At 66.7% G+C, this 23111-nt stretch carries 23 protein-coding genes; 5 read left to right on the forward strand and 18 right to left on the reverse strand.

Annotated elements, in window-relative coordinates:
- Positions 1-4 precede the first annotated feature (4 nt).
- The 8 genes from AC07UW_RS15000 to AC07UW_RS15035 all read right to left on the reverse strand — a co-directional run bounded on the left by AC07UW_RS15000 (position 5) and on the right by AC07UW_RS15035 (position 6188).
- Positions 5-274, reverse strand: coding sequence for a hypothetical protein (locus AC07UW_RS15000; protein WP_394198603.1), 270 nt, complete (start codon positions 272-274; stop codon positions 5-7).
- A 178-nt stretch (positions 275-452) separates the two neighbouring features.
- Positions 453-1721: an FAD-dependent oxidoreductase gene (locus AC07UW_RS15005; RefSeq protein ID WP_495212326.1), complete on the reverse strand. Its 1269-nt coding sequence runs from the start codon at positions 1719-1721 to the stop codon at positions 453-455.
- A 378-nt stretch (positions 1722-2099) separates the two neighbouring features.
- A complete protein-coding gene (locus AC07UW_RS15010; RefSeq protein ID WP_495212327.1) occupies positions 2100-2306 on the reverse strand; it encodes a cold-shock protein in 207 nt (68 codons plus the stop codon).
- An 88-nt stretch (positions 2307-2394) separates the two neighbouring features.
- Entirely contained in the window at positions 2395-3141 is a 747-nt protein-coding gene (locus AC07UW_RS15015) for an S-methyl-5'-thioinosine phosphorylase (protein WP_025879179.1), read from the reverse strand.
- Between the two features lie 81 nt (positions 3142-3222).
- A complete protein-coding gene (locus tag AC07UW_RS15020) occupies positions 3223-3777 on the reverse strand; it encodes a hypoxanthine-guanine phosphoribosyltransferase (protein WP_025879180.1) in 555 nt (184 codons plus the stop codon).
- Positions 3777-4784: a beta-N-acetylhexosaminidase gene (gene nagZ / locus AC07UW_RS15025; RefSeq protein WP_313250956.1), complete on the reverse strand. Its 1008-nt coding sequence runs from the start codon at positions 4782-4784 to the stop codon at positions 3777-3779. Before nagZ ends, AC07UW_RS15020 begins: the two co-directional genes overlap by 1 nt.
- 162 nt (positions 4785-4946) lie before the next feature.
- On the reverse strand, positions 4947-5654 hold the full coding sequence (locus AC07UW_RS15030) for a DsbA family oxidoreductase (protein WP_495212328.1): 708 nt from the start codon (positions 5652-5654) through the stop codon (positions 4947-4949).
- A 48-nt stretch (positions 5655-5702) separates the two neighbouring features.
- Positions 5703-6188, reverse strand: a complete 486-nt coding sequence (locus AC07UW_RS15035; protein WP_025879183.1) for a CYTH domain-containing protein — start codon at positions 6186-6188, stop codon at positions 5703-5705.
- 93 nt (positions 6189-6281) lie between these two features.
- Here AC07UW_RS15035 and AC07UW_RS15040 point away from each other — a divergent pair, with 93 nt between their 5' ends.
- On the forward strand, positions 6282-6902 hold the full coding sequence (locus AC07UW_RS15040; protein ID WP_258266638.1) for a hypothetical protein: 621 nt from the start codon (positions 6282-6284) through the stop codon (positions 6900-6902).
- Between the two features lie 60 nt (positions 6903-6962).
- On the opposite strand, the gene rlmD is transcribed toward AC07UW_RS15040, so the two are convergent.
- Positions 6963-8297, reverse strand: coding sequence for a 23S rRNA (uracil(1939)-C(5))-methyltransferase RlmD (gene rlmD, locus AC07UW_RS15045; protein ID WP_025879185.1), 1335 nt, complete (start codon positions 8295-8297; stop codon positions 6963-6965).
- 128 nt (positions 8298-8425) lie between these two features.
- On the opposite strand from rlmD, the gene AC07UW_RS15050 reads away from it, so the two are divergent.
- A complete protein-coding gene (locus AC07UW_RS15050; protein ID WP_025879186.1) occupies positions 8426-9148 on the forward strand; it encodes an Hpt domain-containing response regulator in 723 nt (240 codons plus the stop codon).
- Between the two features lie 648 nt (positions 9149-9796).
- Here the strand turns inward: AC07UW_RS15050 and recO are convergent.
- The 9 genes from recO to rpoE all read right to left on the reverse strand — a co-directional run bounded on the left by recO (position 9797) and on the right by rpoE (position 18450).
- Positions 9797-10516, reverse strand: coding sequence for a DNA repair protein RecO (gene recO / locus AC07UW_RS15055; protein ID WP_336030903.1), 720 nt, complete (start codon positions 10514-10516; stop codon positions 9797-9799).
- An 18-nt stretch (positions 10517-10534) separates the two neighbouring features.
- Positions 10535-11431, reverse strand: a complete 897-nt coding sequence (gene era / locus AC07UW_RS15060; protein ID WP_025877117.1) for a GTPase Era — start codon at positions 11429-11431, stop codon at positions 10535-10537.
- A complete protein-coding gene (gene rnc / locus AC07UW_RS15065) occupies positions 11428-12108 on the reverse strand; it encodes a ribonuclease III (protein ID WP_495212329.1) in 681 nt (226 codons plus the stop codon). The genes era and rnc overlap by 4 nt, the downstream gene beginning before the upstream one ends.
- A complete protein-coding gene (locus AC07UW_RS15070) occupies positions 12098-12481 on the reverse strand; it encodes a DUF4845 domain-containing protein (RefSeq protein WP_089236423.1) in 384 nt (127 codons plus the stop codon). Before AC07UW_RS15070 ends, rnc begins: the two co-directional genes overlap by 11 nt.
- A gap of 34 nt (positions 12482-12515) precedes the next feature.
- Positions 12516-13310, reverse strand: a complete 795-nt coding sequence (gene lepB, locus AC07UW_RS15075; RefSeq protein ID WP_025877111.1) for a signal peptidase I — start codon at positions 13308-13310, stop codon at positions 12516-12518.
- 54 nt (positions 13311-13364) lie between these two features.
- Complete coding sequence (gene lepA / locus AC07UW_RS15080; RefSeq protein WP_223496127.1) at positions 13365-15158, reverse strand: translation elongation factor 4; 1794 nt, start codon at positions 15156-15158, stop codon at positions 13365-13367.
- A gap of 184 nt (positions 15159-15342) precedes the next feature.
- The gene (locus tag AC07UW_RS15085) at positions 15343-16881 is read right to left on the reverse strand and encodes a DegQ family serine endoprotease (RefSeq protein ID WP_495212330.1); all 1539 of its coding nucleotides are present in this window, start codon (positions 16879-16881) and stop codon (positions 15343-15345) included.
- Positions 16882-16957: 76 nt separating this feature from the next.
- Positions 16958-17833: a sigma-E factor negative regulatory protein gene (locus AC07UW_RS15090; protein ID WP_495212331.1), complete on the reverse strand. Its 876-nt coding sequence runs from the start codon at positions 17831-17833 to the stop codon at positions 16958-16960.
- Positions 17830-18450: an RNA polymerase sigma factor RpoE gene (gene rpoE / locus AC07UW_RS15095; protein ID WP_032977088.1), complete on the reverse strand. Its 621-nt coding sequence runs from the start codon at positions 18448-18450 to the stop codon at positions 17830-17832. Before rpoE ends, AC07UW_RS15090 begins: the two co-directional genes overlap by 4 nt.
- A 235-nt stretch (positions 18451-18685) precedes the next feature.
- Between rpoE and AC07UW_RS15100 the strand changes: the two genes are divergently transcribed.
- The 3 genes from AC07UW_RS15100 to aqpZ all read left to right on the forward strand — a co-directional run bounded on the left by AC07UW_RS15100 (position 18686) and on the right by aqpZ (position 23075).
- Positions 18686-20749 carry a 3-hydroxyacyl-CoA dehydrogenase NAD-binding domain-containing protein gene (locus AC07UW_RS15100; RefSeq protein ID WP_025877101.1) on the forward strand — a complete coding sequence of 688 codons (2064 nt, stop codon included), beginning with the start codon at positions 18686-18688 and terminating at the stop codon, positions 20747-20749.
- Positions 20750-21371: 622 nt separating this feature from the next.
- Positions 21372-22235, forward strand: a complete 864-nt coding sequence (locus AC07UW_RS15105) for a pirin family protein (protein WP_049427674.1) — start codon at positions 21372-21374, stop codon at positions 22233-22235.
- A 120-nt stretch (positions 22236-22355) separates the two neighbouring features.
- Complete coding sequence (gene aqpZ, locus AC07UW_RS15110; RefSeq protein WP_312786562.1) at positions 22356-23075, forward strand: aquaporin Z; 720 nt, start codon at positions 22356-22358, stop codon at positions 23073-23075.
- The last annotated feature ends 36 nt before the right edge of the window (positions 23076-23111 follow it).

Consider the following 23111-nt stretch of genomic DNA (forward strand, 5'->3'; position numbering starts at 1 on the left):
GGAATTACGACGGGCGGGCGGCGATTCCGCGCATCAGGCTGAAATCCTGCGGCGCCTCGTCGGCGTGGCGCGGCAGTGCCTGTATCGCCATCAGCATTTCCTGTGCGCAGGCGCGGATATGGCCATGGCTTTCCGGTGATGCGTGGCTGATCAGACTGCCGACATGAAACTCGAACACATCTTCCAGTACGTCGGGCTGGTCCTCGTGCAGCATCCGCAGCAGACCGCGCAGCTTGCAGATTTCCGATTCCAGCTTCTCGACCGCGAACAACATGGCATCCTCCTCGTGCATCGTGCGGCGCATCCGGGCCGCAGCAGGCAACGACGGCGGCGCCACCCGGGCCACGCGATGATCGATCACGGAAAGGAAAGCGGGCGACGCGGCTGCCGCGTGCTCATCTCTTGTCGCACATACGGGGTGAGGCAATCGTTAAATGCCGTAACGAAGGGCTTCACGCGGTGGCCGGCATTTCCACGCCCTGGAGCGGCAGGGGCGCAGCGGCAAGCGCCTGGATGAATGCCGGATCGAGCGGCAACGCGCCCAGCCATCCGTGCTGGGTGCCGCTGAGCACGCGCAGCATGTGCCCACGCCCGCCAGGCAGTCGTCCCATCGGTCCCAACAGCACATCGCGCGCCTTTGCCCACGCATCGCGATCGGACTGGAACAGCGGCGTCAGCCAGCGGCTCCAGCGCTGATAGACCGCCACATGCGCACGTCGTTGCGCCTGGTAGGCCTGCAATGCCGGTTCGCCACCGCCGTGGGTGCGCAAGGCGTCACGCAGTGCCAGTGCATCCAGCAGCGCCATGTTCACGCCCTGCCCCAGCTGCGGGCTCATCGCATGTGCTGCATCGCCTGCCAGCACCAGCCGCCCCTGATGCCAACGCTTCATCACGGCATCGCGGTACACCGCGCGCGCCAGTTGACCAGCGTCACGCAGATGGGCGAAGCGCGCGCCCGCCTGTGGCCACAGCGCATGCAGTTCTTCCAGCCACGGCGCCATGCCGTCGCCCTGCCAGCGGTCGAAATCCGCACGCGGCAGGCTCCAGAAGAAGCTCAGGCGAGGCGTGTCGTCACCGGGTCGGGTGCCCACCGGCAGCAGGCCGATCATCTTGCGCGCGGCGACGTAGCGCTGCCGCAGCTGCTGCATGTGTGGCCAGTCTTCGGCCGGCAACAGGCACCACAGCGCGCCCCACTGGTACACGCGGTCCAGCGCCGCACCACCGTCGACGGCGTTGCGCAGCGTGGACGCAGCGCCGTCGGCGGCAACCACCAGATCGAACGGTCCGTGCGTGCGACCGTCGCTGTCGCGCAGCCGCCCCTGCTGGTGATCGACCTCGACGATGGTCGTGCCCACGTGCAGCTCGCCGGCGCCTTCACGCGCTTGGTCCAGCACCGAGAACAACGCCCCGCGCTGCATGCCCATGCCGTGCAGGCGCGCATCCAGGCCGTCATAGCCCATGTCCATCACCGCGCGCTCGCACGGCGTATCGCCATACAGCCGGTGCACCGGCATGGCGTAGCCACGCACGGCATCGAGCAGGCCCATCTGCCACAGCACCTGCAGTCCGCTGGGCTGCAGCAGGAATCCCGCACCCACCGGCCCGGGGGTCGGCACGCGTTCGAAGATCTCCACCTCGTGGCCATCACGGGTGAGCAGGATGGCCAATGCCTGGCCAGCGGTGCCGTATCCAATCACGGCGATGCGCAGTCGTTCCGTCATGACCGCATTGTGCCATCGGCGCAGGGGCGGTACATCAGCTGCCCCCTCTTCCGAGCAGATGTGCATCGGGCTCCGCCACCACTGCCGGCTCTCCTGCGAATGTCCCCCGGCAGCCTCTGCGCGGCTGCCTCCTCCTTTACTTCGCATGAGAGCCGGCAGTGGTGGCGGCGCTCAGCTTTCATGGCATCTGTTGGCGCGCGCGATTCCGCAACGGGAGCGCCTGTCCTTGCGTGCGAAGTAAAGGAGGAGGCGATGGCCGCAGGCCGGCGCCGGGGGACATTCGCACGCAAGGACAGGCGCTCCCGCCGCAAGAGCATCTTCACGGCCAGCAAAAAAAAACCCCGCCGAAGCGGGGTTTTCAACGCACTATCGAGTGGATCACTCGGCCGGAACGATGTTCGAGGCCTGGGCGCCCTTCGGGCCCTGGGTCACGTCGTAGGTGACCTTCTGGCCTTCCTGCAGACTGCGGAAGCCCTTGGGGTTGATCGCGGAGAAGTGCGCGAAGACGTCGGCGCTGCCGTCCTCCGGCGAGATGAAGCCAAATCCCTTGGCGTCGTTGAACCACTTGACGGTACCGTTCGGCATGGTGATGCGTGACCTTATGCAATGAATGGGTGGTGTACGCTGAACCCGCGCACAAGCTGAGTATGCAAAGCTTGTTACGCGAAGACAATCACCCCCGCGCCAATTCGCCGACCAGTTCCGGAAGTCCGTTGCTGGCGGCCTGCACATTGGCGAGCACTTCGGCCATGGTGATCTCCTCACCATCACCGCACCCAGCGGCCCAGTTGGCAACGATCGCCAGGCAGGCGTAATCCAGCCCCAGCTCACGCGCCAGCGCCGCTTCGGGCATGCCGGTCATGCCGACCAGATCGCAGCCATCGCGGCGCATGCGCGCGATCTCGGCGATGGTTTCCAGACGCGGGCCCTGGGTCGCGCCATAGCAGCCGCCATCGTGGACCTTCACACCGGTCACCTTCGCCGCCGCCAGGATCTTGCTGCGCAGCATCGGCGTATACGGATGGCCGAAGTCGACGTGCACCACGTCGGTGCCCTCTTCTTCGCAGATCGTGCTGATGCGGCCCCAGGTGTAATCGATTACCTGATCCGGGCAGGCCAGCACGCGCGGACCGAAATCGTCACCGATGCCACCGACCGTGTTCAGCGCCAGCACCCGCTGCGCGCCAATCTGCTGCAGCGCGGCCAGGTTGGCCCGGTAGTTGATCTTGTGCGGCGGCAGCGAATGGCCTTCACCATGGCGTGCAAGGAAGGCCACGCGATGACCGAGCAATGTCCCGACCCGCACCGGGCCGGACGGCTTGCCGAAGCGGGTGTCGACTTCGTGGGTCTGCACGTCGTCAAGCTTGGCCAGGTTGTAGACACCGGTACCGCCAATCACGGCCAGGGCGATCTGTTGCATGGAAAGCACTCCAGAGAAAAAAGAACGCCGGCACCCGAGGATGCCGGCGGCAGGAAACGCAAGCCGCAAGCGGCCGCGTTGTTATTCCTTCATCGCGTAGATGGCCGGCACGCAGCGCAGGGTTTCGTTGACGTCCATGCCGAAACCGAACACGTAGCGATCCGGCAGCTCGATGCCGGCATAGTCGGCGGTGACGTCCGGCAGCGCGCGATCGTGCTTCTTCACGGTCATCGCGGCAATGCGCACGTCGGTCGCGCCCTGCTCCAGGCACCAGGTGCGCACGCCCTGCAGGGTGTAACCCTCGTCGAGGATGTCATCGACCAGCAGCACGCGGCGGCCGAACAGCGCGGTGGCCGGCTTGTGCTTCCACACCAGGTCACCGCCAGTGGTCTCACCGCGGTAGCGGGTGGCGTGCAGGTAATCGAACTGCACGTCCTGGCCACGCGCGCCCAGCTCCAGTGCCAGCTGGCCTGCGAACGGCAGCGCACCGTGCATGATCGACAGGAACAGCGGCACCTCGCCCTGGTAATCGCGCGCAATGGCGTCGGCGATGCCGGCAATGGCCTTGTCGATGGTGGGACGGTCGACCAGCAGGTCGGCTTGGGCCAGGGCCTGGGAAATGGTGAGGTTCGGCATCAGACGGTTCTTCCAAGGGTTTGCAGCAGACGGGATTGGGTGTCGCCATGGCGGGCATCGGCCAGCAGGCCATCCCAGCCAAGCGCGCCGCGGCCGAGCAGGCCCAGCAGCGCAGCGGTATTGAGGGAGCGTCCCTGCACCGCGTGCAGGGCTTCATCGACCAGCTCCGGGTGGCAGACCAGAACCACATCGCAGCCGGCATCCAGATGCGCGTGCACCCGCGCCGGCACGCCACCGGCGCTGTGCGAAGCGGCCATGCCGATGTCATCGGAGAACACCACACCGCGGAAGCCGAGCTCACCACGCAGGATCTGCTGGATCCAGCGCGGCGAGTAACCAGCGGGTTCCGGTGCGACCTGCGGGTAGATCACGTGCGCCATCATCACCGCATCGGCGCCGGCGGCGATACCGGCCGCGAACGGAACCAGATCCTGTGCGCGCAGTTCATCCAGCGCACGCGGATCGATTGCGGTATCCACATGGGTGTCTTCCAGCACGGTGCCATGGCCGGGGAAATGCTTGAGGGTGGCGGCCATGCCGACCGCGTGCATGCCGCGCACGTAGGCGGCGGTGAACGCGGCCACGACCTGCGGGTCTTCACTGAAGGCACGGTTGCCGATGGCGCGATTGCCACGGCCAAGATCGACCACCGGGGCGAAACTCAGGTCCACGCCGCTGGCACGGACTTCACTGGCCATCAGCCAGGCGTGCTGCTCGGCCAATGCCAGCGCAGCGTCCGGATCCCTGGCGAACTGGGCACCGATGTCCTGCAGCGGCGGCAGCTCGCTGAAGCCCTCGCGGAAGCGCTGCACGCGACCGCCTTCCTGGTCCACGCAGATCAACTGCGGACGCGGTGCGGCGGCGCGGATCGCCGCGGACAGTTCGGTCACCTGCTGCCGTGAAGCGAAGTTGCGCTTGAACAGCACCACCCCGGCCACAGCATCGTGCTGCAGCCACTCGCGTTCCTGGGCGGTCAGTTCAGTACCGGCAACGCCGATCAGCAGCATGGTCGATCTCCACAACGGGCGCCCGCATGGCGCAGTGCCGCATTGTCGCAGAACCGGCCAACAGGCGCAGTGGTCAAAAAGGGGGACGGAGGGGATCAAGGCGCAATCGACCCACTGGTGCCGGATGCGACTCAATCCCCTCCGTCCCCTTTTGCGGGTCGGTCAGACCTTGCAGCCGTCCGCGCCGCAGGCGTCGTCGCCGCCGTCCGGGGCACCCTCCGCGCCCTGCCCTGCCGCCTGCTCGGCGGCGATCTGGCGCAGCGCGTTGGCGAAGGCTTCCGGTGGCTGGGCTCCGGAAACCGCCCAGCGACCATCGATGACGAAGGTGGGCACCGAGGAGATACCCAGTGCATGGGCCTGCGCCAGGCTCGCTTCCACTTCGGCCAGGCCACGATCGCCGGCCAGTATCTGCTGGATCTCGTCTGCGGCAAGGCCACCGGCGGCGCCGGCCGCGACCAGCACCGCCGGGTCGGCCAGATTCTGTCCATGCTCGAAATGGGCGCGGAACAGCGCCTCACCGACCGCCTCCTGCACGCCGTGCTGGCCAGCCAGCCACAGCAGGCGATGCGCCGGCAGCGTGGTCACCCGCACCTGGCCCTGGCTGAAGTCCATCGGCAGGCCCTCGGCCCGCGCAGCGGTCTGGGTCTGGCCCAGAATCTGCTCGGTGCGCTCGGCACCGCCGAACTTGCGCACATAGGCCTCGCGCAGTGGCACCGGGGTGGCGTCCGCATCGGGGTCAAGCTGGAACGGCTGCCAGTGGATCTCGAGTTCGGGCGCATCGGCGCCCAGCAACTGCACACCCTGCTGGAAGCGATGCTTGCCGATCCAGCACCAGGGGCAGACCACGTCGGAGTAGATGTCGATTCTCATCCCCCCGACATGGGGGCCGACACCCTCGAAAAAAGGGGACGGAGGGTTTCACCACTGTGAATAGGGGCGACTGGCCAGAGCGACGTTGTAGTAGCGGGCGTCGTCGGTCACTTCGGCGCCGATCCAGTCCGGCAGGTCGATGACCTGGTCGGCGCTGTCCAGCTCGACCTCGGCGACCACCAGGCCGGCGTTGTCGCCGAGGAACTCGTCCACTTCCCAGGTCAGGCCGGCGTACTCGACCAGATGCCGGCGCTTGTCGATCAGGCCGCCGACGCACAGTGCCAGCAGGTCGCGCGCATCCTGCACCGGAATCGGGTAGTCGAACTCCTGCCGGGTATGGCCCAAGGTGCGCGACTTCAGGTTCAGCGCGGCCTTGTCGCCTTCAATGCGGACCCGCACCGAGGCGTTCTGGGTGCCGCGGTCGAGCGCGCCCAGATCGTTGATGTAGCCCTGCGCCATCGGGATGACCCGGTGCGCGGCGGTGCGCCACCCATCATGGGTGACGAGGAATTTGCGTTCGATTTCGATGCCCATGGGCACAGTATGCGGCTCACGCCAGACGCTGCCTATCGGCGCGGCGACGGGCACGACTACACTGCGCGGCCCCCAACCACGGAATGGTCGCTCATGATGCTTTCCCATCGCCTTCGTCGCTGTCTTGCCCTGTCGGCGCTGCTGCCGTGCGCCGTTGCCAGCGCCGGATCGGCGGTCGTACCTTCGCTGCAGCAGGCACAGGCCGCAATGGACGGGATGTTTGATCAGGCCATTGCCGATCGCCCCGCCAGCGACAGCAGCCGCCTGGTTGCCGAGACCTTCCGGCCCCGCCTGCAAACCCTGGACAGCTGTGCCCCCGCCGAGGCCGGCGACGCCGTCGATTGCATCGCCACCGCCAGCGCAGGCATCGAATCGCGACCGCAGCTGCTGCGGCTGGCGCTGGTGGACGGCGTGTGGACCCTGCCTGACCAGCGCAATGTGCCCGTACCGGCGCCGCCCCGGGAAAGGGTGCAGGCGCTGTTGCGCGAACGGATCGCCGGGCAAGCGCAGCAGCAGGCCGACCCTGCCCTGCGCGCACGCTTCGAACAGGCTGCCAGCACCCTGCAGGTGCAGGAAGTGAGGAACTGCGAGGTCGCCAGCGACAGGGCCGCCATCGAATGCACCGTGCGCGCAGGCGACGGCAGCGAGCACGGCGAGCAGTCGATGGCCTTCGTGCGCGTGGACGGCCAGTGGCAGAACGCCCCGGCCGACTGACCGCATTGCCTGCCTGCAAGCGGCAAAGCACGCGCCGGGCAGCCCCCGGCGCTGCAGGCATCAGCGCTTTTCGAACACCGCGATGCTTTCCACGTGCGCGGTATGCGGGAACATGTCCATCGCACCGGCGCTGACCAGGGTGAAGCCCTGTTCGTTGACCAGGTAGCCTGCATCGCGGGCCAGCGAGCCCGGATGGCAGCTGACATAGACGATGCGCTTGAACTGCTTCAACGGCAGTTGCTGCAGCACTTCGATGGCGCCCGAACGCGGCGGATCCAGCAGCAGCTTGTCAAAGCCCTGGCGCATCCACGCCGTGCTGCGCTGGTCCTGGGTGAGGTCGGCGCTGTAGAACTGCGCGTTGGCCAGCCCGTTGCGCTCGGCGTTCTCACGCGCACGCGCCACCAGCCCGGCATCACCTTCCACGCCCACCACTTCGCGCACCTTGCGCGCCAGCGGCAGGGTGAAGTTGCCCAGGCCACAGAACAGGTCCAGCACCCGCTCATCGGCACCCGGTTCAAGCAGGTCCAGCGCGTGGGCGATCATCTTCTCGTTGAGCTTGGCGTTGACCTGGATGAAATCCAGCGGACGGAACGCCAGTTCGACATCCCACGGCGCCAGCCGGAACGAAAGCGCCACGCCCTGCCCGTCCAGCGGCTGCACGGTATCCACGCCACCCGACTGCAGGTAGATGACAAAGCCGTGCTGTTGGCCGAAGGCCGCCCAGGCGGCGCGATCGGCATCACTCAGCGGCTGCAGGTGGCGCACGGTCAGCACCACGGCCTGGTCACCGGCGATGAACTCGATCTGCGGGATGTCGCGCTTGCCATCCAGGGATTCGATGAAGGTCGACAGCACCTCCACCTTGGTGCCGATTTCCGGGATCACGGTCAGGCACTGCTGCAGGTCCGCGACGAAGCGCGGGTCCTGCTCGCGGAAGCCGACCAGGGTCTTGTCCTTCTTCTCGACCCGGCGCACCGAGAACCGGCCCTTGCGGCGGTAGCCCCAGCTGTCACCCACCAGCGGCGGCAGCACGGTGCCCGGCTTCACATGGCCGATGCGCTCCAGGTTGTCCATCAGCACGCGCTGCTTGGCGACGATCTGCTGGTCTTCGTCCAGGTGCTGCAGCACGCAGCCGGCGCAGGTGCCGAAATGCGGGCACTTGGGGGTCACCCGCTGCGGCGAGGCCTGCAGCACTTCCACCGTGCGCGCCTCATCGAAGTGGCGGCTGCGGGCGGTCTGTTCGGCCATCACCACTTCGCCCGGCAGGGCGCCGCTGATGAAGGTGACCTTGCCGCCCTCGCCTTCACGGCGGGCAACACCGCGACCATCATGGCTGAGGTCGAGGATCTCGGTCTGGAAGGGAGTACGGTCGATACGGGAGCGGGATCGGGCCACGTGGCAACAGGCTGCGGGCAAAAGTGGGGGCGTATTGTCGCAGATCCTGACCAGCGGGGCCGCTGGCCGCTTGCGCCCGCCGCCGCCGTGCTTGATGATTGACCCCAGCTGACATGGAGGCAGCCCTGATGCAGATGACCCCGCGGGCCAGTCGACCCCGCTTCCTGCTTGTCGAGGACGACATCATCAGCCGCGGTTTTTTCAAAGCGGCGTTGGAAACGTTACCAGCGGACGTGGACACCGCCGACTCACTGGCCAGCGCCTTGGCGCGCGCCGAGCCCGGTGCCCACGATCTGTGGCTGATCGACGTCAACCTGCCTGATGGCAATGGTGCCCAGCTGTTGCACCAGCTGCGCCGCTCGCACCCGGACACCCCGGCGCTGGCGCATACCGCCGACGGCGATGCTGCCATTCACGCACGCCTGCGCGAGGCGGGTTTCAGCGACACCCTGGTCAAACCGCTGGGCCGTGACCAACTGCTGAAGGCGGTCCGTCGTGCGCTGGTCAACAGCCCCGCCGGTTCCACGGTGCCGCCGGCGGCGGTCGAGCTGGCCCTGGAGGACTGGGACGAAACCGCCGCCCTGGCCGCGCTCAATGGCCAACGCAACCACCTGATCGCCCTGCGCGAGCTGTTCCTGGCCGAACTGCCGGGCGTGCGCGATGCGGTCGAACAGGCGGTGGACCAGCATGACGAGCGCCAGCTGCGCAGCCAGCTGCACCGGTTACAGGCCAGCTGCGGGTTCGTGGGTGCAGCGCGACTGGCACGTGCGGTACGGCAGCTGCATCACACGCCCGAATCGGGGCAGGCACAGGCGGGGTTCCGCGCGGCGGTGGCTGCGCTGCTGCACTGAGGGTTGGTCGGCAGGGCTGCGCCCTGCACCTGCAGAGGCAACAGCCGGAGCAACGGCAACAGCCAAAGCGGCTTCCTGCGGGATGGCGGGGCACTGTGGGTTTGCGGGGCCGCCGTGAACCCATCCATGGGGGCTTGGTCGCCGCTTGCTCGTGTGCGCTCTCCTGAGCACACGGCAAGACCGGGGTTGGGCGTCCTGCCCAACCCGCCCGAGGCATGCCTCGGGCCCATGCGGCTGACACCCCGCACTCCGACACCGCCCCGCCTCTGACAGATTTCCGCGATCTGGTAGATCCACGCCATGCGTGGATGAATCTCCATCGAAATCGAATATTTCGACACTTGAACGAAGAGCATCCACGCATGGCGTGGATCTACGTGTCGACCAAGGTCGACACCTACCAAGAGCAGGCCATGCCATCCCGACAGATTGCGGAGATCTGTCGAAGGCGGGGTGGGTCCGGTTGCGGGGGTGTCCGCGGCATGGATGCCGCGGCCAAGCCCCCATGGACGGGTTTACGGCGTCCCCCGCAATCGGACCCACCCCGCCTACCCACGGAATGCACGCTGTTGCTGTTGCTGTTGCTGTTGCTCTGGCTCGTGCCTTGGCCTCGGCAGGTGCAGGGCTGCAAGCCCTGCCGAACACCCCTCAACGCCGGGGTGTCAGCTGCTCCAGCATCTCCCACGACTTCAACCCGCGCGCGCCAAGGTGATGGGACAGCACCCGCCGCATCGGCAGGCGCAGGCTGGCCAGATCGGCGGCGTCCGGTTCGTCGTCGGCTGCCAGCGCCAACAGCGCCGAGCCCGTAGCCGCCGCGCGACGCTCGCCGCCACGCTCGCTGAGCAGGCGCTGCGGTCCTTCCTGCGGGTCCAGTTCATAGCGCGCCGCCGGGTCGATCGGCTGTCCATCGCTGGCCGTTTCCAGATCGAAGCCCACGCCCAGCGCCGCCAGCAGCTCGCGTTCGAAACGGCGCAGGGTCCAGGCCAGTCCTGCCCCCACGGCCAGGCGGGCACGGGCTTCGCCGTAGGCCAGGTACAACTCCGGCAACGGATCCTGGCGCGGTGCCAGCCGCAGGGTCAGTTCACTGAGATAGAACCCGGCCAGCATGGCCTGGCCGAGCAGGCGCGGCGCCACATCCAGCGCTTCAGCACCGCGCAGCTGGGCCAGTTCGCCACGCTGCAACGCGCTGAAGCGGATCCACTGCAGGGGCTGCAGGGCCGCTCGCAGCACCTGGCCCTTGGCCGTGGAAACTCCACGCGCGAGCAGGCCGATACGGCCATGCTCGGCGCTCAATACCTCGACCAGCAAGCTGGTCTCGCGGTAGGCCCGCGCATGCAGCACGAAGCCGGTGTCGTCCTCGATCAGCATCGAAGCGACCGTCGCGGCTTATTCGTAGCCGAAGGCCTTCAGCGCGGCCTCGTCATCGGACCAGCCCTCACGCACGCGCACCCAGGTTTCCAGGAACACCTTGGCCCCGAACAGACGCTCCATCTGCAGGCGGGATTTGGCCCCGATCTCCTTCAGGCGCGTGCCGCCCTTGCCGATTACGATCGCCTTCTGGCCTTCGCGCTCGACCCAGATCACCGCACCGATGCGCAGCAGGTTGCCGTCCTCGGTGAAGCGCTCGATCTCCACCGTGGTGGCGTACGGCAGCTCTTCGCCCAACTGGCGCATCAGCTGTTCACGCACCAGTTCGCCGGCCAGGAAGCGCTGGCTGCGGTCGGTGATCTCGTCTTCGCCGAACATCGGCGGGGCTTCCGGCAACAGCGCCAGCACGTCACGGACCAGGGCTTCCAGGCCGTTGCGCTTCTGCGCCGAAATCGGATGCACCGACGAGAAATCACGGCCGGCGGTCACTTCCTGCAGGAACGGCAGCAGTGCGCCCTTGTCCTTCATGCGGTCGATCTTGTTGACCACCAGCACCACCGGGATACCGGCGTCGCGCAGCACGTTGAAGGCCAGGCTGTCCTCTTCGTCCCAGCGACCGGCTTCGATCACCAGCAGGCCGGCGTCGACGCCTTCCAGCGAGCCGCGGGCAGCGCGGTTCATGACCCGGTTCATCGCCCGCTTCTGCACCTTATGCAGGCCGGGCGTGTCGACCAGCACCAGCTGCCCTTCCGGGTAGGTGGCGATGCCCAGCAGGCGGTGACGGGTGGTCTGCGGCCGGTTGGACACGATGCTGACCTTGGCCCCGACCAAGGCATTGGTCAGGGTCGATTTGCCCACGTTGGGGCGGCCGATGACGGCCACGCTGCCGCAATGATGGGGAGTTTGTTCGCTCACTTGGAATCCAGTTGTTCAAGGACGGCCGCAGCCGCTTGTTGTTCGGCAATCCGCCGCGAGGAGCCTTCGCCCTCGGTGCTGGCGGCGGGGTCGGCTACGTTGCAGCGTACCCGGAAGTGTTTGGCGTGGTCGTCACCGGATTCTGACACCAGTTCGTACTGTGGCAACGCCTTCTGTCGGCCCTGCAGCCATTCCTGCAGGCGGGTCTTGGGGTCCTTCTCCGGTCGCCCGGTGGCCGGCAGCGCCTCCATCGAGGCGGCAAACCAGGGCAGGACCAGCGCCCGGCAGGCTTCAAAACCCACATCCAGGTAGATCGCTGCGACCACAGCCTCGAATGCATCGGCCAGGGTCGAGTCGCGGCGATGGCCGCCGGACTTCATTTCGCCAGGCCCCATCGTCAGCCGGTCACCCAGCTGCAGGGTCCGCGCGATCACCGCCAGCGCGCCTTCGCGCACCAGCTCGGCGCGGGCGCGGGTCATCGCGCCTTCGTCTGCCTTGGGCCAGCGCAGGTACAACGCCTCGGCGACCATCATGTTGACGATGCTGTCGCCAAGGAACTCCAGCCGCTCGTTATGCGGCGCGCCGGCACTGCGATGGGTCAGCGCCTGCTTGAGCAGGTCTGGATCGCGGAAGGCATGACCGATCAGGTCTTCACGTTGGAAAGATTTATTCGGCACCGCTACGGGTCAGGTCCTGGGAAGAATCGAATTTGCCAACCACATCCAGGTTGCCGACCAGTTGGCGGCGCACTTCGTAGTTGACCTTGAGGGTCCAGCCATTGTCGCGGCGATCAAACTTGACGTTGGCCGGCTTCACGTTGTCCGAGTAGTTGATGTACAGCCGCTTGAAGAACAGGTCCTGGATGTTGGCCGGCGCCATGCTGCCGATGCCGGGCTCCTTGGCCAGGCTCTTCATCGCCGAGCGCACCGCGTAATACTCCTGGTACATCGGGAACAGCTTCATGCCGATGTAAAGGAAGAAGCCAACCACGATCAGGACCGTCAGGAACGAGGTCAGGGTCATGCCGCGCTGCGTGTTCATCGTCTTCATTGCGTTCTCCCCAGATACGCGAGTGGATGTGAAGTCAGTTGATGCTCGAGCCGATCCGCGACGGTTCGAAGCCGTCCTTGCAGAACCAGCCCTGGCAGTTCAGCCAGATCAGGAATGCCTTGCCGCGCAGGTTCTCTTCCGGCAGCAGGCCCCAGAAACGGCCGTCGTCGCTGTTGTCGCGATTGTCGCCCATCACCAGGTACTTGCCGGCCGGCACGGTCCATTGGCCCTGGCCACGCGGATAATCGGTCTCCAGCACGGTGTGGGTACGGCCCGGCAGGTGCTCGACCAGCAGGTTGGCGCCCTCGCCCTGGCCCTTGTGGCCGGCGTAGATGCCCTTGTTGTCGTACTTCAGCGGTTCGCCGTTGAGGATCACCCCGTCGCCTTCGAACACGACGGTGTCACCCGGCACGCCGATCACGCGCTTGATGAAGTTCTCGCCCTTGGCCGGGTCGTTGTCGCCATGGCCGGGGAAGTGGAACACCACCACGTCACCACGGGCCGGATCGCCGACCGGCACGAAGCGGGTGTTGGTGATCGGCAGGCGCAGGCCATAGGAGAACTTGTTGACCAGGATGAAATCGCCGATCAGCAGGTTCGGCATCATCGAGCTGGACGGGATCTTGTACGGTTCGGCGATGAAGCTGCGCACGATCAGCACGATCGCCAGCACCGGGAAGAACGCACGCGAGTAGTCCACCAGCACCGGCTCGGTGTCGAGAAGGCCGGCGCGCTGGGCGCGACGCTTGGCCAGGTACAGCTTGTCGGCCAGCAGGATCAGGCCGGAGGCCAGGGTCAGCACGACCAGGAGGATCTCAAACAGTTTCATTCAGGGTCCTTTGCAACGTCACCGGACGATCGGCCCGAAGGCCGGTTTCGGGGCTTATTTGTTGTCCATCTGCAGCACGGCCAGGAAGGCTTCCTGCGGAATTTCCACGCGGCCGACCTGCTTCATGCGCTTCTTGCCTTCCTTCTGCTTTTCCAGAAGCTTCTTCTTGCGCGAAACGTCGCCACCATAGCACTTGGCCAGAACGTTCTTGCGCATGGCCTTGACCGTGGTGCGCGAGATGATCTGCGAGCCGACGGCGGCCTGGATGGCCACGTCGAACTGCTGGCGCGGGATCAGGTCCTTCATCTTTTCGCACAGCTCGCGACCACGACGATCGGCATGGCTGCGATGCACGATCAGCGACAGCGCATCGACCTTGTCGCCGTTGATCAGCACGTCCACGCGCACGAACGGACCGGCATCGAAGCGCACGAAGTGGTAGTCCAGCGAGGCATAGCCACGGCTGACCGACTTCAGCTTGTCGAAGAAATCCAGCACCACTTCGGCCATCGGCAGCTCGTAGCTGATCTGCACCTGGCTGCCCAGGTAGTTGATGCCGATCTGGCTGCCGCGCTTTTCTTCGCACAGCTTGATGATGTTGCCGATGTACTCCTCGGGAGTGAGCACGTTGGCGCGGATGATCGGCTCGCGGATCTCCTGCACATGGTTCACCGGCGGCAGCTTGGCCGGGTTGTCCATGTTGATGATCGTGCCATCGGTCTTCAGGACTTCATACACCACCGTCGGCGCGGTGCTGATCAGGTCCAGGTTGTATTCGCGTTCCAGGCGCTCCTGCACGATTTCCATGTGCAGCATGCCGAGGAAGCCGCAGCGGAAACCAAAGCCCATCGCTTCGGAGCTTTCCGGCTCGAAGCGCAGCGCGGCATCGTTCAGGCGCAGCTTGTCCAGCGCTTCGCGCAGGTCCGGGTAGTCCTCGGCATCGACCGGGAACAGGCCGGCGAACACGCGCGGCTGCATTTCCTGGAAGCCCGGCAGCGGCTTCGGCGCCGGGTCGGCAGCGAGGGTGAGGGTGTCACCGACGGGCGCGCCGTGCACGTCCTTGATGCTGGCGGTGACCCAGCCCACTTCGCCCGCGCGCAGTACCGGCAGCACCTTGCGCTTCGGGGTGAACACGCCGACGTTGTCGACCTGGTGGTTGCGGCCGGTGGACATCACCTGCAGCTTGTCACCGGCCTTGATCTCGCCCTGCATCACGCGCACCAGCGAGACCACGCCCAGGTAGTTGTCGAACCACGAGTCGATGATCAGCGCCTGCAGCTTGTCGGTATCGCGCGGCACCGGCGGCGGAATGCGATGCACGATCGCTTCCAGCACGTCGACCACGTTCAGGCCCGTCTTGGCGCTGACCGGCACGGCATCGCTGGCATCGATGCCGATCACGGCCTCGATCTCGGCCTTGGCGCGCTCGATATCGGCGGTGGGCAGGTCGATCTTGTTGATCACCGGCACCACTTCCAGCCCCTGCTCCACGGCGGTGTAGCAGTTGGCCACCGACTGCGCTTCCACGCCCTGGGCCGCATCGACCACCAGCAGCGCGCCCTCGCAGGCGGCCAGCGAGCGGCTGACTTCATAGGAGAAGTCGACGTGACCCGGGGTGTCGATGAAGTTCAGGTGGTAGGTCTGGCCGTCCTTCGCCACGTACGGCAGCGACACCGACTGCGCCTTGATCGTGATGCCACGCTCGCGCTCGATCGGGTTGGAGTCGAGCACCTGCGCTTCCATCTCGCGGGCCTGGAGGCCGCCACAGAGCTGGATGATGCGGTCGGCCAGCGTGGACTTGCCGTGGTCGACGTGGGCGATGATGGAGAAGTTGCGGATGTTCCGCATCGAATCAGAGGACATAGAGAGGTGGCGGCGGCGCGCGGCGTCGTCAGGGTAACGGTCGATTATCGCATGCCCGGAGGGCCGCCGCGTGGTTGGCCTGCCCGCACGGCCCCGGAATGGCCGAAGCCCCGCCAGGGCGGGGCTTCGGGGACACCACGAGGGCCGCCGTGAAGGCGGCCATCGGTTGTTACGGGCCGGCCTTGACCGCGACGAAGGCGCTGTTGCCGCTGCCGGTACGGACCAGCAGCATGACCACATCGCCCTTCTTATAGCCGGACAGCGCGCGGTTCAGGGCTTCAACGCTGCCGACCGGGGTGCTGGCCACCTGCAGGATCACCATGCCACCTGACAGGCCTGCATCACGGGCGCCCTCACCCTTCACGGCGGTGATGCGGACACCCTCGCCCGCCTCCAGGCCCAGCTGCTTGCGTTGCGGCGCAGTCAGGTCGGCAACGTCCAACCCCAGCAGGGCATTGGCGCCGGTCTGCGGAGCTGCGGTGTCATTGCCTGCGGACGGGCTGCGGGCATTGCCCTGCGTATCCTCGGCCAGAGCGGTCAGGGTCGCGCTCAGGTCACGCGGCTTGCCATCGCGGATCACGCCCAGGGTGATGCGGCTGCCCGGCGCCATCGCCCCGATCAGCGGCGGCAGATCGGACCAGCTGTTGACCGGCGCACCGTTCACCGTGCGGATCACGTCACCGATCTTGACCCCGGCCTTGGCCGCAGCGCTGTCCGGCACGATCTGGTTGACCAGCGCGCCGCGGCTGTCGGGCAGGCCCATCGCCTGTGCCTTCAGGCCGTCGATTTCCTGGACCACCGCGCCGAGTTGGCCACGGGTGACCTTGCCGGTCTTCTTGATCTGCTCGACCGCGCTCATCGCCAGGTCGATCGGGATCGCGAAGCTGATGCCCATGTAGCCACCCGAAGCCGAGAAGATCTGCGAGTTGATGCCGACCACCTCACCACGGGTGTTCAGCAGCGGGCCGCCGGAATTGCCCTGGTTGATCGCCACGTCGGTCTGGATGAACGGCACGTAGCGCTGGTCCGGTCCACCGGTGTTGCGGCCGAGGGCACTGACCACGCCAGCGGTAACCGAGTGGTCGAGGCCGAACGGTGAGCCGATCGCGACAACCCACTGACCGGGTTTCAGGCTGTTGGAATCACCCACGCGCACGGTCGGCAGGTTCTTGCCGTCGATCTTCAGCAGGGCGACGTCGTACTGCTGATCGCTGCCGACCACCTTGGCGGTGAACTCGCGACGATCGCCGAGCTTGACCTTCACTTCGCTGGCGTCGGCGACCACGTGGTAATTGGTCAGCACGTAGCCGTCAGGCGAAATGATGAAGCCCGAGCCCATGCCCCGGCCCTTGATGCTGGGGCCGCCGTCCTGCCCGCCTGGCCCCTGCCCGGGCATCGGGAAATCCGGGCCGAAGAAGCGGCGGAAGAACTCGGGCATCTCGTCATCGCCCGGGCCCATGCCGCCCCGCGCCTGGCGGTTGCTGCGGACGATGGTGGTGTCGACGTTGACCACACCGGGGCCGACCTGCTCAACCAGGTTGGTGAAGTCAGGCAGACCGCTGACCAACGGCTGCGCCGGTGCGCGTGGCGCCGCCGCGGCGGCGGCGGCCTGCGGCTGGGCGGCAGGCGCCGCCGGTTGGGCACAGGCCACCAGCGGCAGGGTCAGGGCGAACAGGCCAATGGCATGCGTGCGGAGTCGGGGAGTCATCGGACGGCAACCTCCGGGTCGGATGGAAAGGGAAGGAAGCGCCCCGCCGACGGCGGGGCGTGGAACGGTACCCGGCTCAGTCGCGCGGGCGTTGCGACGCCGGCAGGTCGTCCTGCAGGCGTGGCTCGAACGGATAGAACGCAGCGCCACCGGCATGGGCCGGGAAACTGGCATTGAGGGCGCCACCGGCGGCGGGCGCCAGGCTGGAGCGCGGCCACGGCCGAGCCTGCAGGTTGCCGACCTCGCCAAAGGGCAGATTGCGCGCGCTACCGGCGGGCATGGTCGGGGTCAGCGGCGCCTGGCTGGCAACCGCGCGCAGCGGCGCGTCATCGCGCTGGGCCACGCGTGCGGCCTGCTGGCTGCGGGTGGCGCTGGCGCGGCGCACATCCTGGCGACGGCTGGCAGCGGCCATGGCCACCGCCGGCACGCTGGCCACGGCCATCGCAGCAGTGTCCACCGACGCCTCGGTAACGGCAGCCGGTTGCTCCGATGCCGGCGGCAACTGCGCCTGGCTGGCGATCACCTGCGGTGCGGAGACATCCACTGGCGGCGCCTCCTGCAGTTTTTCGCGGCCGACGAACAGCGCTACGGCAGCAACCGAAGCGGCCAGCGCACCGCCGCCCCATGCACGCCAACCACTACGGCGGGCCTGACGCTTCGGCTCGGCCAGCGGTGCGGGCTCGGCGGCGATGGCGGCAGCCACGGCGGCACTGAAACCGGCCGGTGCCAGCAGCGACGCGTGGCCGCGCATGACATCACCCAGCAGCTGCCAGCGTTCCTGGCAGCCAGCCAGTTCCGGATCGTGTTCCATGCGGCGCACCAGGAAGCGCGCCTCGTCTGCCCCCAGCTCGCCGTCGACCAGCGCCGACAACTGCTGGCGATGGCGTTCGTCCAGGCGTTGCCCGGCGGGAGACTGGTGGTTGTGCGATTCGTTGTTCGGAATGCGGGTCATATACGGCTCTTCTCGCGGGTGGCACTGCCGATGTCCAGCAGCGGCCGGAGTTCGGTGTCGATCGCCTCGCGCGCCCGGAAGATCCGTGAACGCACGGTGCCGATCGGGCACCCCATCTTCTGCGCGATTTCCTCGTAGCTCAGGCCTTCCACCTCGCGCAGGGTGATCGCCGACCGGAGTTCTTCCGGCAGCGCGTTGACGGCCTTCATCACCGTCTGTTCCAGTTCCTGGCGCATCAACTCACGCTCGGGCGTGTCGGTGTCGCGCAGGCGTGTGCCGGTGTCGAACTGCTCGGCGTCGCCGATGTCGATGTCATCGGTCGGCGGGCGGCGATTGTGCGAAGCCAGATGGTTTTTGGCGGTGTTCACGGCGATCCGATGCAACCAGGTTGAGAACTGGGCGTCGCCGCGGAAGCTTCCAATCGCACGGTATGCACGGATGAAAGTGTCCTGGGCCACGTCCTGACATTCACTCCAGTCGGCGATGTAGCGACCGACCAGGGCCACGACCCGATGCTGGTACTTGCGCACCAGGACATCGAAGGCGGCACTCTCGCCGTGCTGCACGCGCCGGACCAGTTCCAGATCCAGCTCCTGAGGTGTATCAACATCGGCCATGAGGGGCCGCACTCCTGTCAGCCCAACCGACGTCGGGCAATGAGACTGCCAATCCCGGGAAAAGTTCAGTCGCCGATCACCTGGCGCCGCACCAGCTTTTAACCACCGTTCCGTTAACGTTCCGGTCCAAGGCCTGCGATCCGGGGCGCTATACCCCTGCTATTGGGATTTGACGCGGGGGAAACAACCTCTGGATCATAGCCCCCTTCTCCATACACAACCGGATGGAACGTCCATGCTCTCAAGCTTCGATGGTCTCCGCTTCAGCCACTGGCACCCCGAGATCCGCGACGATGGCGTGGTGGTCCTCTCCCTGGATCGTCAGGACAGCAGTGTCAACGCAATGTCGCAGGATGTCCTGCTGGAGCTGGGCGATCTGCTTGAACGCATCGCCATGGACCCACCCAAGGGCGTGGTGATCCAGTCCCTCAAGAAGGCAGGCTTCATCGCCGGCGCCGACCTGAAGGAGTTCCAGGAGTTCGATCGCCGCGGCACCGTCAACGACGCCATCCGCCGCGGCCAGTCGACCTACCAGAAGCTGGCAGAACTGCCCTGCCCGACCGTGGCCGCCATCCATGGCCATTGCCTGGGCGGCGGTACCGAGCTGGCCCTGGCCTGCCGTTATCGCGTTGCATCCAATGACAGTTCCACCCGCATCGGCCTGCCGGAAACCCAGCTGGGCATCTTCCCGGGCTGGGGCGGCAGCGCGCGCCTGCCACAGCTGGTCGGCGCACCGGCGGCAATGGACATGATGCTGACCGGACGCACGCTGTCGGCCTCGGCCGCACGCGGCATCGGGCTGGTCGACAAGGTGGTGGCACCGGCCGTCGTGCTCGATACCGCCGTGGCGCTGGCACTGTCCGGCACCACCCGCCCGTTCAAGCAGCGTGCGCTGGCCTGGGCGACCAATACCTGGCCGGCACGCCAGCTGCTGGCCCCGCAGATGGTCAAGCAGGTTGCACGCAAGGCGAAGAAGGACCAGTACCCGGCGCCGTATGCGTTGATCAGCACCTGGCAGCGCAGCGGCGGCAAGCCGGTGCAGGCACGCCTGGATGCCGAACGACGCGCCGTGGTGAAGCTGGCCAGCACGCCGACCGCGCGCAACCTGATCCGCATCTTCTTCCTCACCGAACGCCTGAAGGGCCTGGGCGGTGGCGATTCCGGCATCCGCCACGTGCACGTGGTCGGTGCCGGCGTGATGGGCGGTGACATTGCTGCGTGGGCCGCCTACAAGGGTTTTGAAGTGACCCTGCAGGACCGCGAGCAGCGCTTCATCGACCCGGCCATGGAACGTGCACAGGCACTGTTCGCCAAGAAGGTGCGTGACGAGAGCAAGCGCCCGGCCGTCGCCGCGCGCCTGCGTGCGGACCTGGAAGGCAATGGCGTGGCGCAGGCCGATCTGGTCATCGAAGCGATCATCGAGAACCCGGAAGCAAAGCGTGCGCTGTACCAGACGCTGGAGCCGAAGATGAAGCTCGACGCGTTGCTGACCACCAACACCTCGTCGATTCCGCTGGTAGAGCTGCGCGATCACATCCAGCGCCCGGCGCAGTTCGCCGGCCTGCATTACTTCAACCCGGTGGCACAGATGCCGCTGGTGGAGATCATCCATCACGACGGCATGGCAGCTGAAACCGAGCGTCGCCTGGCAGCCTTCTGCAAGGCGCTGGGCAAGTTCCCGGTGCCGGTGGCCGGCACGCCCGGTTTCCTGGTCAACCGCGTGCTGTTCCCGTACATGCTGGAAGCGGCCACCGCGTACGCTGAAGGCATTCCGGGCCCGGTGATCGACAAGGCGGCGGTGAAGTTCGGTATGCCGATGGGCCCGATCGAACTGATCGACACCGTAGGCCTGGACGTGGCTGCTGGCGTGGGCAAGGAACTGGCCCCGTTCCTGGGCCTGCAGATTCCGGCGGCGCTGCAGACGGTGGAACCGGACAAGCGCGGCAAGAAGGATGGCCAGGGCATCTACACCTGGGAGAACGGCCGGGCCAAGAAGCCGGACGTGGCGCGCGACTATCAGGCGCCTGCCGATCTGGAAGATCGCCTGATCCTGCCGTTGTTGAACGAGGCGGTGGCGTGCCTGCACGAAGGCGTGGTGGCCGACGCGGACCTGCTGGATGCGGGCGTGATCTTCGGTACCGGCTTCGCACCGTTCCGCGGCGGTCCGATCCAGCACATCCGTGCGGTGGGTGCCGATGCCATCGTGGAGCGCCTGAAGGCGCTGCAGCAGCGCCACGGTGATCGCTTCGCACCGCGCCCGGGCTGGGACAACCCGGTCCTGCGCGAACCAGTGGTTTGATCGGCCGGGCCTGCGGCCCGGCACCCGCAGGCAACAGCAACAGCAACAGCCGAAGCCAGAGCCAGAGCCGGAGCCGGAGCAACAGCCGGCTCTGGCTTTTCTGTTTGTTGGGCGGGGCGGTGTCGGGTCGCGGGGACGCCGTAAACCCATCCCTGGGGGCTTGGCCGCGGCATCCATGCCGCGGACACCCCGCAACCCGACACCGCCCCACCCCTGACAGTTTCCCGGTGACGGATGGTGAACTGCGATGGCTGGCAGGTGTCGACCCTGGTCGACAGTAGATCCACGCCATGCGTGGATGCGAGCGAAGCGACCAGCATTTGATTTTGATTTTCTTTTTCTTCTCCGTGGCTGGACGGCACCCGGAAACTTTCAGAGGACGGGCGGGTGGGTTGCGCAGGACCGTTGGCGCCATGGATGGCGCCATCGAGCCCCCATGGATGGGTTTACGGCGTGTCCTGCGCAACCCACCCGCCCGGCCAACCAAGAGGTGCGCATTGCTCGACCAGCCACGAGGGGCTGCGCCGTTGGCTGGAACAACCTGTTACCCGGACGGGGAATGTCACCGCAACCAACGCATGCGATGCTGACCGCCTTGATCCCTGCCAGCGAGAACGCCCGCATGACCACCATCATCGCCCCGCGCGTACACGACATCGGCGGCCTGGAAGTGCGCCGCGCCGTGCCCACCCTGCAGGCCCGCAGCATCGGTTCGTTCGTGTTCGTCGACCAGATGGGCCCGGCACTCATGCACCCCGGTACGGCCATTGACGTGCGCCCACACCCGCATATCGGCCTGGCCACCGTCACCTATCTGTGGTCGGGCGCCATCGGCCACCGCGATACGCTGGGCTCGGACCAGGTGATCCGTCCCGGTGACGTCAACTGGATGACCGCCGGCCGTGGCATCGCCCATTCCGAGCGCACGCCGCAACCGGACCGCGACCATGACAACCCGATCCACGGCATGCAGACCTGGGTCGCGCTGCCGAAGTCGCATGAGGAAATCGAACCGGCGTTCTACCACCATGCGGCTGCCACCCTGCCCGAGCAGCGCCGCAACGGCGCATGGCTGCGCGTCATCGCCGGACGCGCCTATGGCGAGGAGTCGCCGGTCAAGGTGTTCGCCGACACGCTCAACGTGGCGATCGACCTGGATCCGGATGCAGAGATCGACATCGATGATGGCCACCGCGAACGTGCGCTGTACATCCTCGAGGGCGAAGCGCAGCTGGATGGTGTGGACATTCCTGCCCAGCACCTGGTGATTCCCGAAGCCGGGGCGCGCGGCCGCCTGCGCGCGAAGACGCCGGTGAAGGCGATGCTGTTCGGTGGCGAACCGCTGGATGGTCCGCGCCATCTGTGGTGGAACTTCGTGTCCAGTTCGAAGGAACGCATCGAGCAGGCCAAGCACGATTGGGAAGCCGGACGTTTCGGCACCATTCCCGGCGACGATAAGGAATTCATTCCCCTGCCCCAGTACTGAGCATCGCGTGTTGCACACATCCGAAGGTGTATCCCTGCACCCGGCGTTGACGCTACAGTCACCCGCTGATACTGAAATGTGACATAAATCACACTTTAGACCGTCAAAGGAGTGCAACACATGAGCATGGGTAAACGCTTGTCCGCCGAGTTCCTCGGCACGTTCTGGCTGGTTCTGGGTGGCTGTGGCAGTGCGGTGCTGGCCGCCAAGTTCGGTGGCGACGGCAATCCGCTGGGTATCGGTTTCCTTGGCGTGGCCCTGGCCTTCGGCCTGACCGTGGTGACCGGCGCCTACGCGTTCGGCCATATCTCCGGTGCGCACTTCAATCCAGCGGTCAGCGTGGGCCTGTGGGCCGGCGGCCGCTTCCCGACCAAGGATCTGGTGCCTTACATCATCGCCCAGGTGGCCGGCGGCCTGCTGGCCGGCTTCATCCTGCTGCAGATCGCCTCCGGTGCCAGCGGCTTCGCCATTGATGGCAGCCAGGCCGGTGCGTTCGCCAGCAACGGCTATGGTGCGCTGTCACCCGGTGGCTACAGCGTGGCGGCCGCGTTCCTGTGCGAAGTGGTGCTCACGGCGGTGTTCCTGATCGTGATCATGGGCGCGACCCATGGCAAGGCGCCGGCGGGCTTCGCGCCGCTGGCCATCGGCCTGGCCCTGACCCTGATCCACCTGATCAGCATTCCGGTGACCAATACGTCGGTTAACCCGGCCCGCTCCACGGCGGTGGCCTTCTTCGCCGGCAGCGGCGCCACCGGCCAGCTGTGGCTGTTCTGGGTCGCCCCGCTGCTGGGCGGTGCAATCGGCGGCCTCATCTACAAGTGGATCGGCAACGACCGCTGAGCCACGACCGTGCCATTGCGGCCGACCCTCGGCCGC

This window comes from Stenotrophomonas sp. GW821-FHT02D01, from assembly GCF_059421765.1.

Coding starts and splice junctions, on each gene's coding strand:
- AC07UW_RS15000 (WP_394198603.1), bottom strand. CDS start 274: ATGTTGTTCGCGGTCGAGAAGCTGGAATCGGAAATCTGCAAGCTGCGC.
- AC07UW_RS15005 (WP_495212326.1), bottom strand. CDS start 1,721: ATGACGGAACGACTGCGCATCGCCGTGATTGGATACGGCACCGCTGGC.
- AC07UW_RS15010 (WP_495212327.1), bottom strand. CDS start 2,306: ATGCCGAACGGTACCGTCAAGTGGTTCAACGACGCCAAGGGATTTGGC.
- AC07UW_RS15015 (WP_025879179.1), bottom strand. CDS start 3,141: ATGCAACAGATCGCCCTGGCCGTGATTGGCGGTACCGGTGTCTACAAC.
- AC07UW_RS15020 (WP_025879180.1), bottom strand. CDS start 3,777: ATGCCGAACCTCACCATTTCCCAGGCCCTGGCCCAAGCCGACCTGCTG.
- nagZ (WP_313250956.1), bottom strand. CDS start 4,784: ATGCTGCTGATCGGCGTTGCCGGTACTGAACTGACCGCCCAGGAACGC.
- AC07UW_RS15030 (WP_495212328.1), bottom strand. CDS start 5,654: ATGAGAATCGACATCTACTCCGACGTGGTCTGCCCCTGGTGCTGGATC.
- AC07UW_RS15035 (WP_025879183.1), bottom strand. CDS start 6,188: ATGGGCATCGAAATCGAACGCAAATTCCTCGTCACCCATGATGGGTGG.
- AC07UW_RS15040 (WP_258266638.1), top strand. CDS start 6,282: ATGATGCTTTCCCATCGCCTTCGTCGCTGTCTTGCCCTGTCGGCGCTG.
- AC07UW_RS15050 (WP_025879186.1), top strand. CDS start 8,426: ATGCAGATGACCCCGCGGGCCAGTCGACCCCGCTTCCTGCTTGTCGAG.
- recO (WP_336030903.1), bottom strand. CDS start 10,516: ATGCTGATCGAGGACGACACCGGCTTCGTGCTGCATGCGCGGGCCTAC.
- AC07UW_RS15070 (WP_089236423.1), bottom strand. CDS start 12,481: ATGAAGACGATGAACACGCAGCGCGGCATGACCCTGACCTCGTTCCTG.
- lepB (WP_025877111.1), bottom strand. CDS start 13,310: ATGAAACTGTTTGAGATCCTCCTGGTCGTGCTGACCCTGGCCTCCGGC.
- lepA (WP_223496127.1), bottom strand. CDS start 15,158: ATGCGGAACATCCGCAACTTCTCCATCATCGCCCACGTCGACCACGGC.
- AC07UW_RS15085 (WP_495212330.1), bottom strand. CDS start 16,881: ATGACTCCCCGACTCCGCACGCATGCCATTGGCCTGTTCGCCCTGACC.
- AC07UW_RS15090 (WP_495212331.1), bottom strand. CDS start 17,833: ATGACCCGCATTCCGAACAACGAATCGCACAACCACCAGTCTCCCGCC.
- rpoE (WP_032977088.1), bottom strand. CDS start 18,450: ATGGCCGATGTTGATACACCTCAGGAGCTGGATCTGGAACTGGTCCGG.
- AC07UW_RS15100 (WP_025877101.1), top strand. CDS start 18,686: ATGCTCTCAAGCTTCGATGGTCTCCGCTTCAGCCACTGGCACCCCGAG.
- AC07UW_RS15105 (WP_049427674.1), top strand. CDS start 21,372: ATGACCACCATCATCGCCCCGCGCGTACACGACATCGGCGGCCTGGAA.
- aqpZ (WP_312786562.1), top strand. CDS start 22,356: ATGAGCATGGGTAAACGCTTGTCCGCCGAGTTCCTCGGCACGTTCTGG.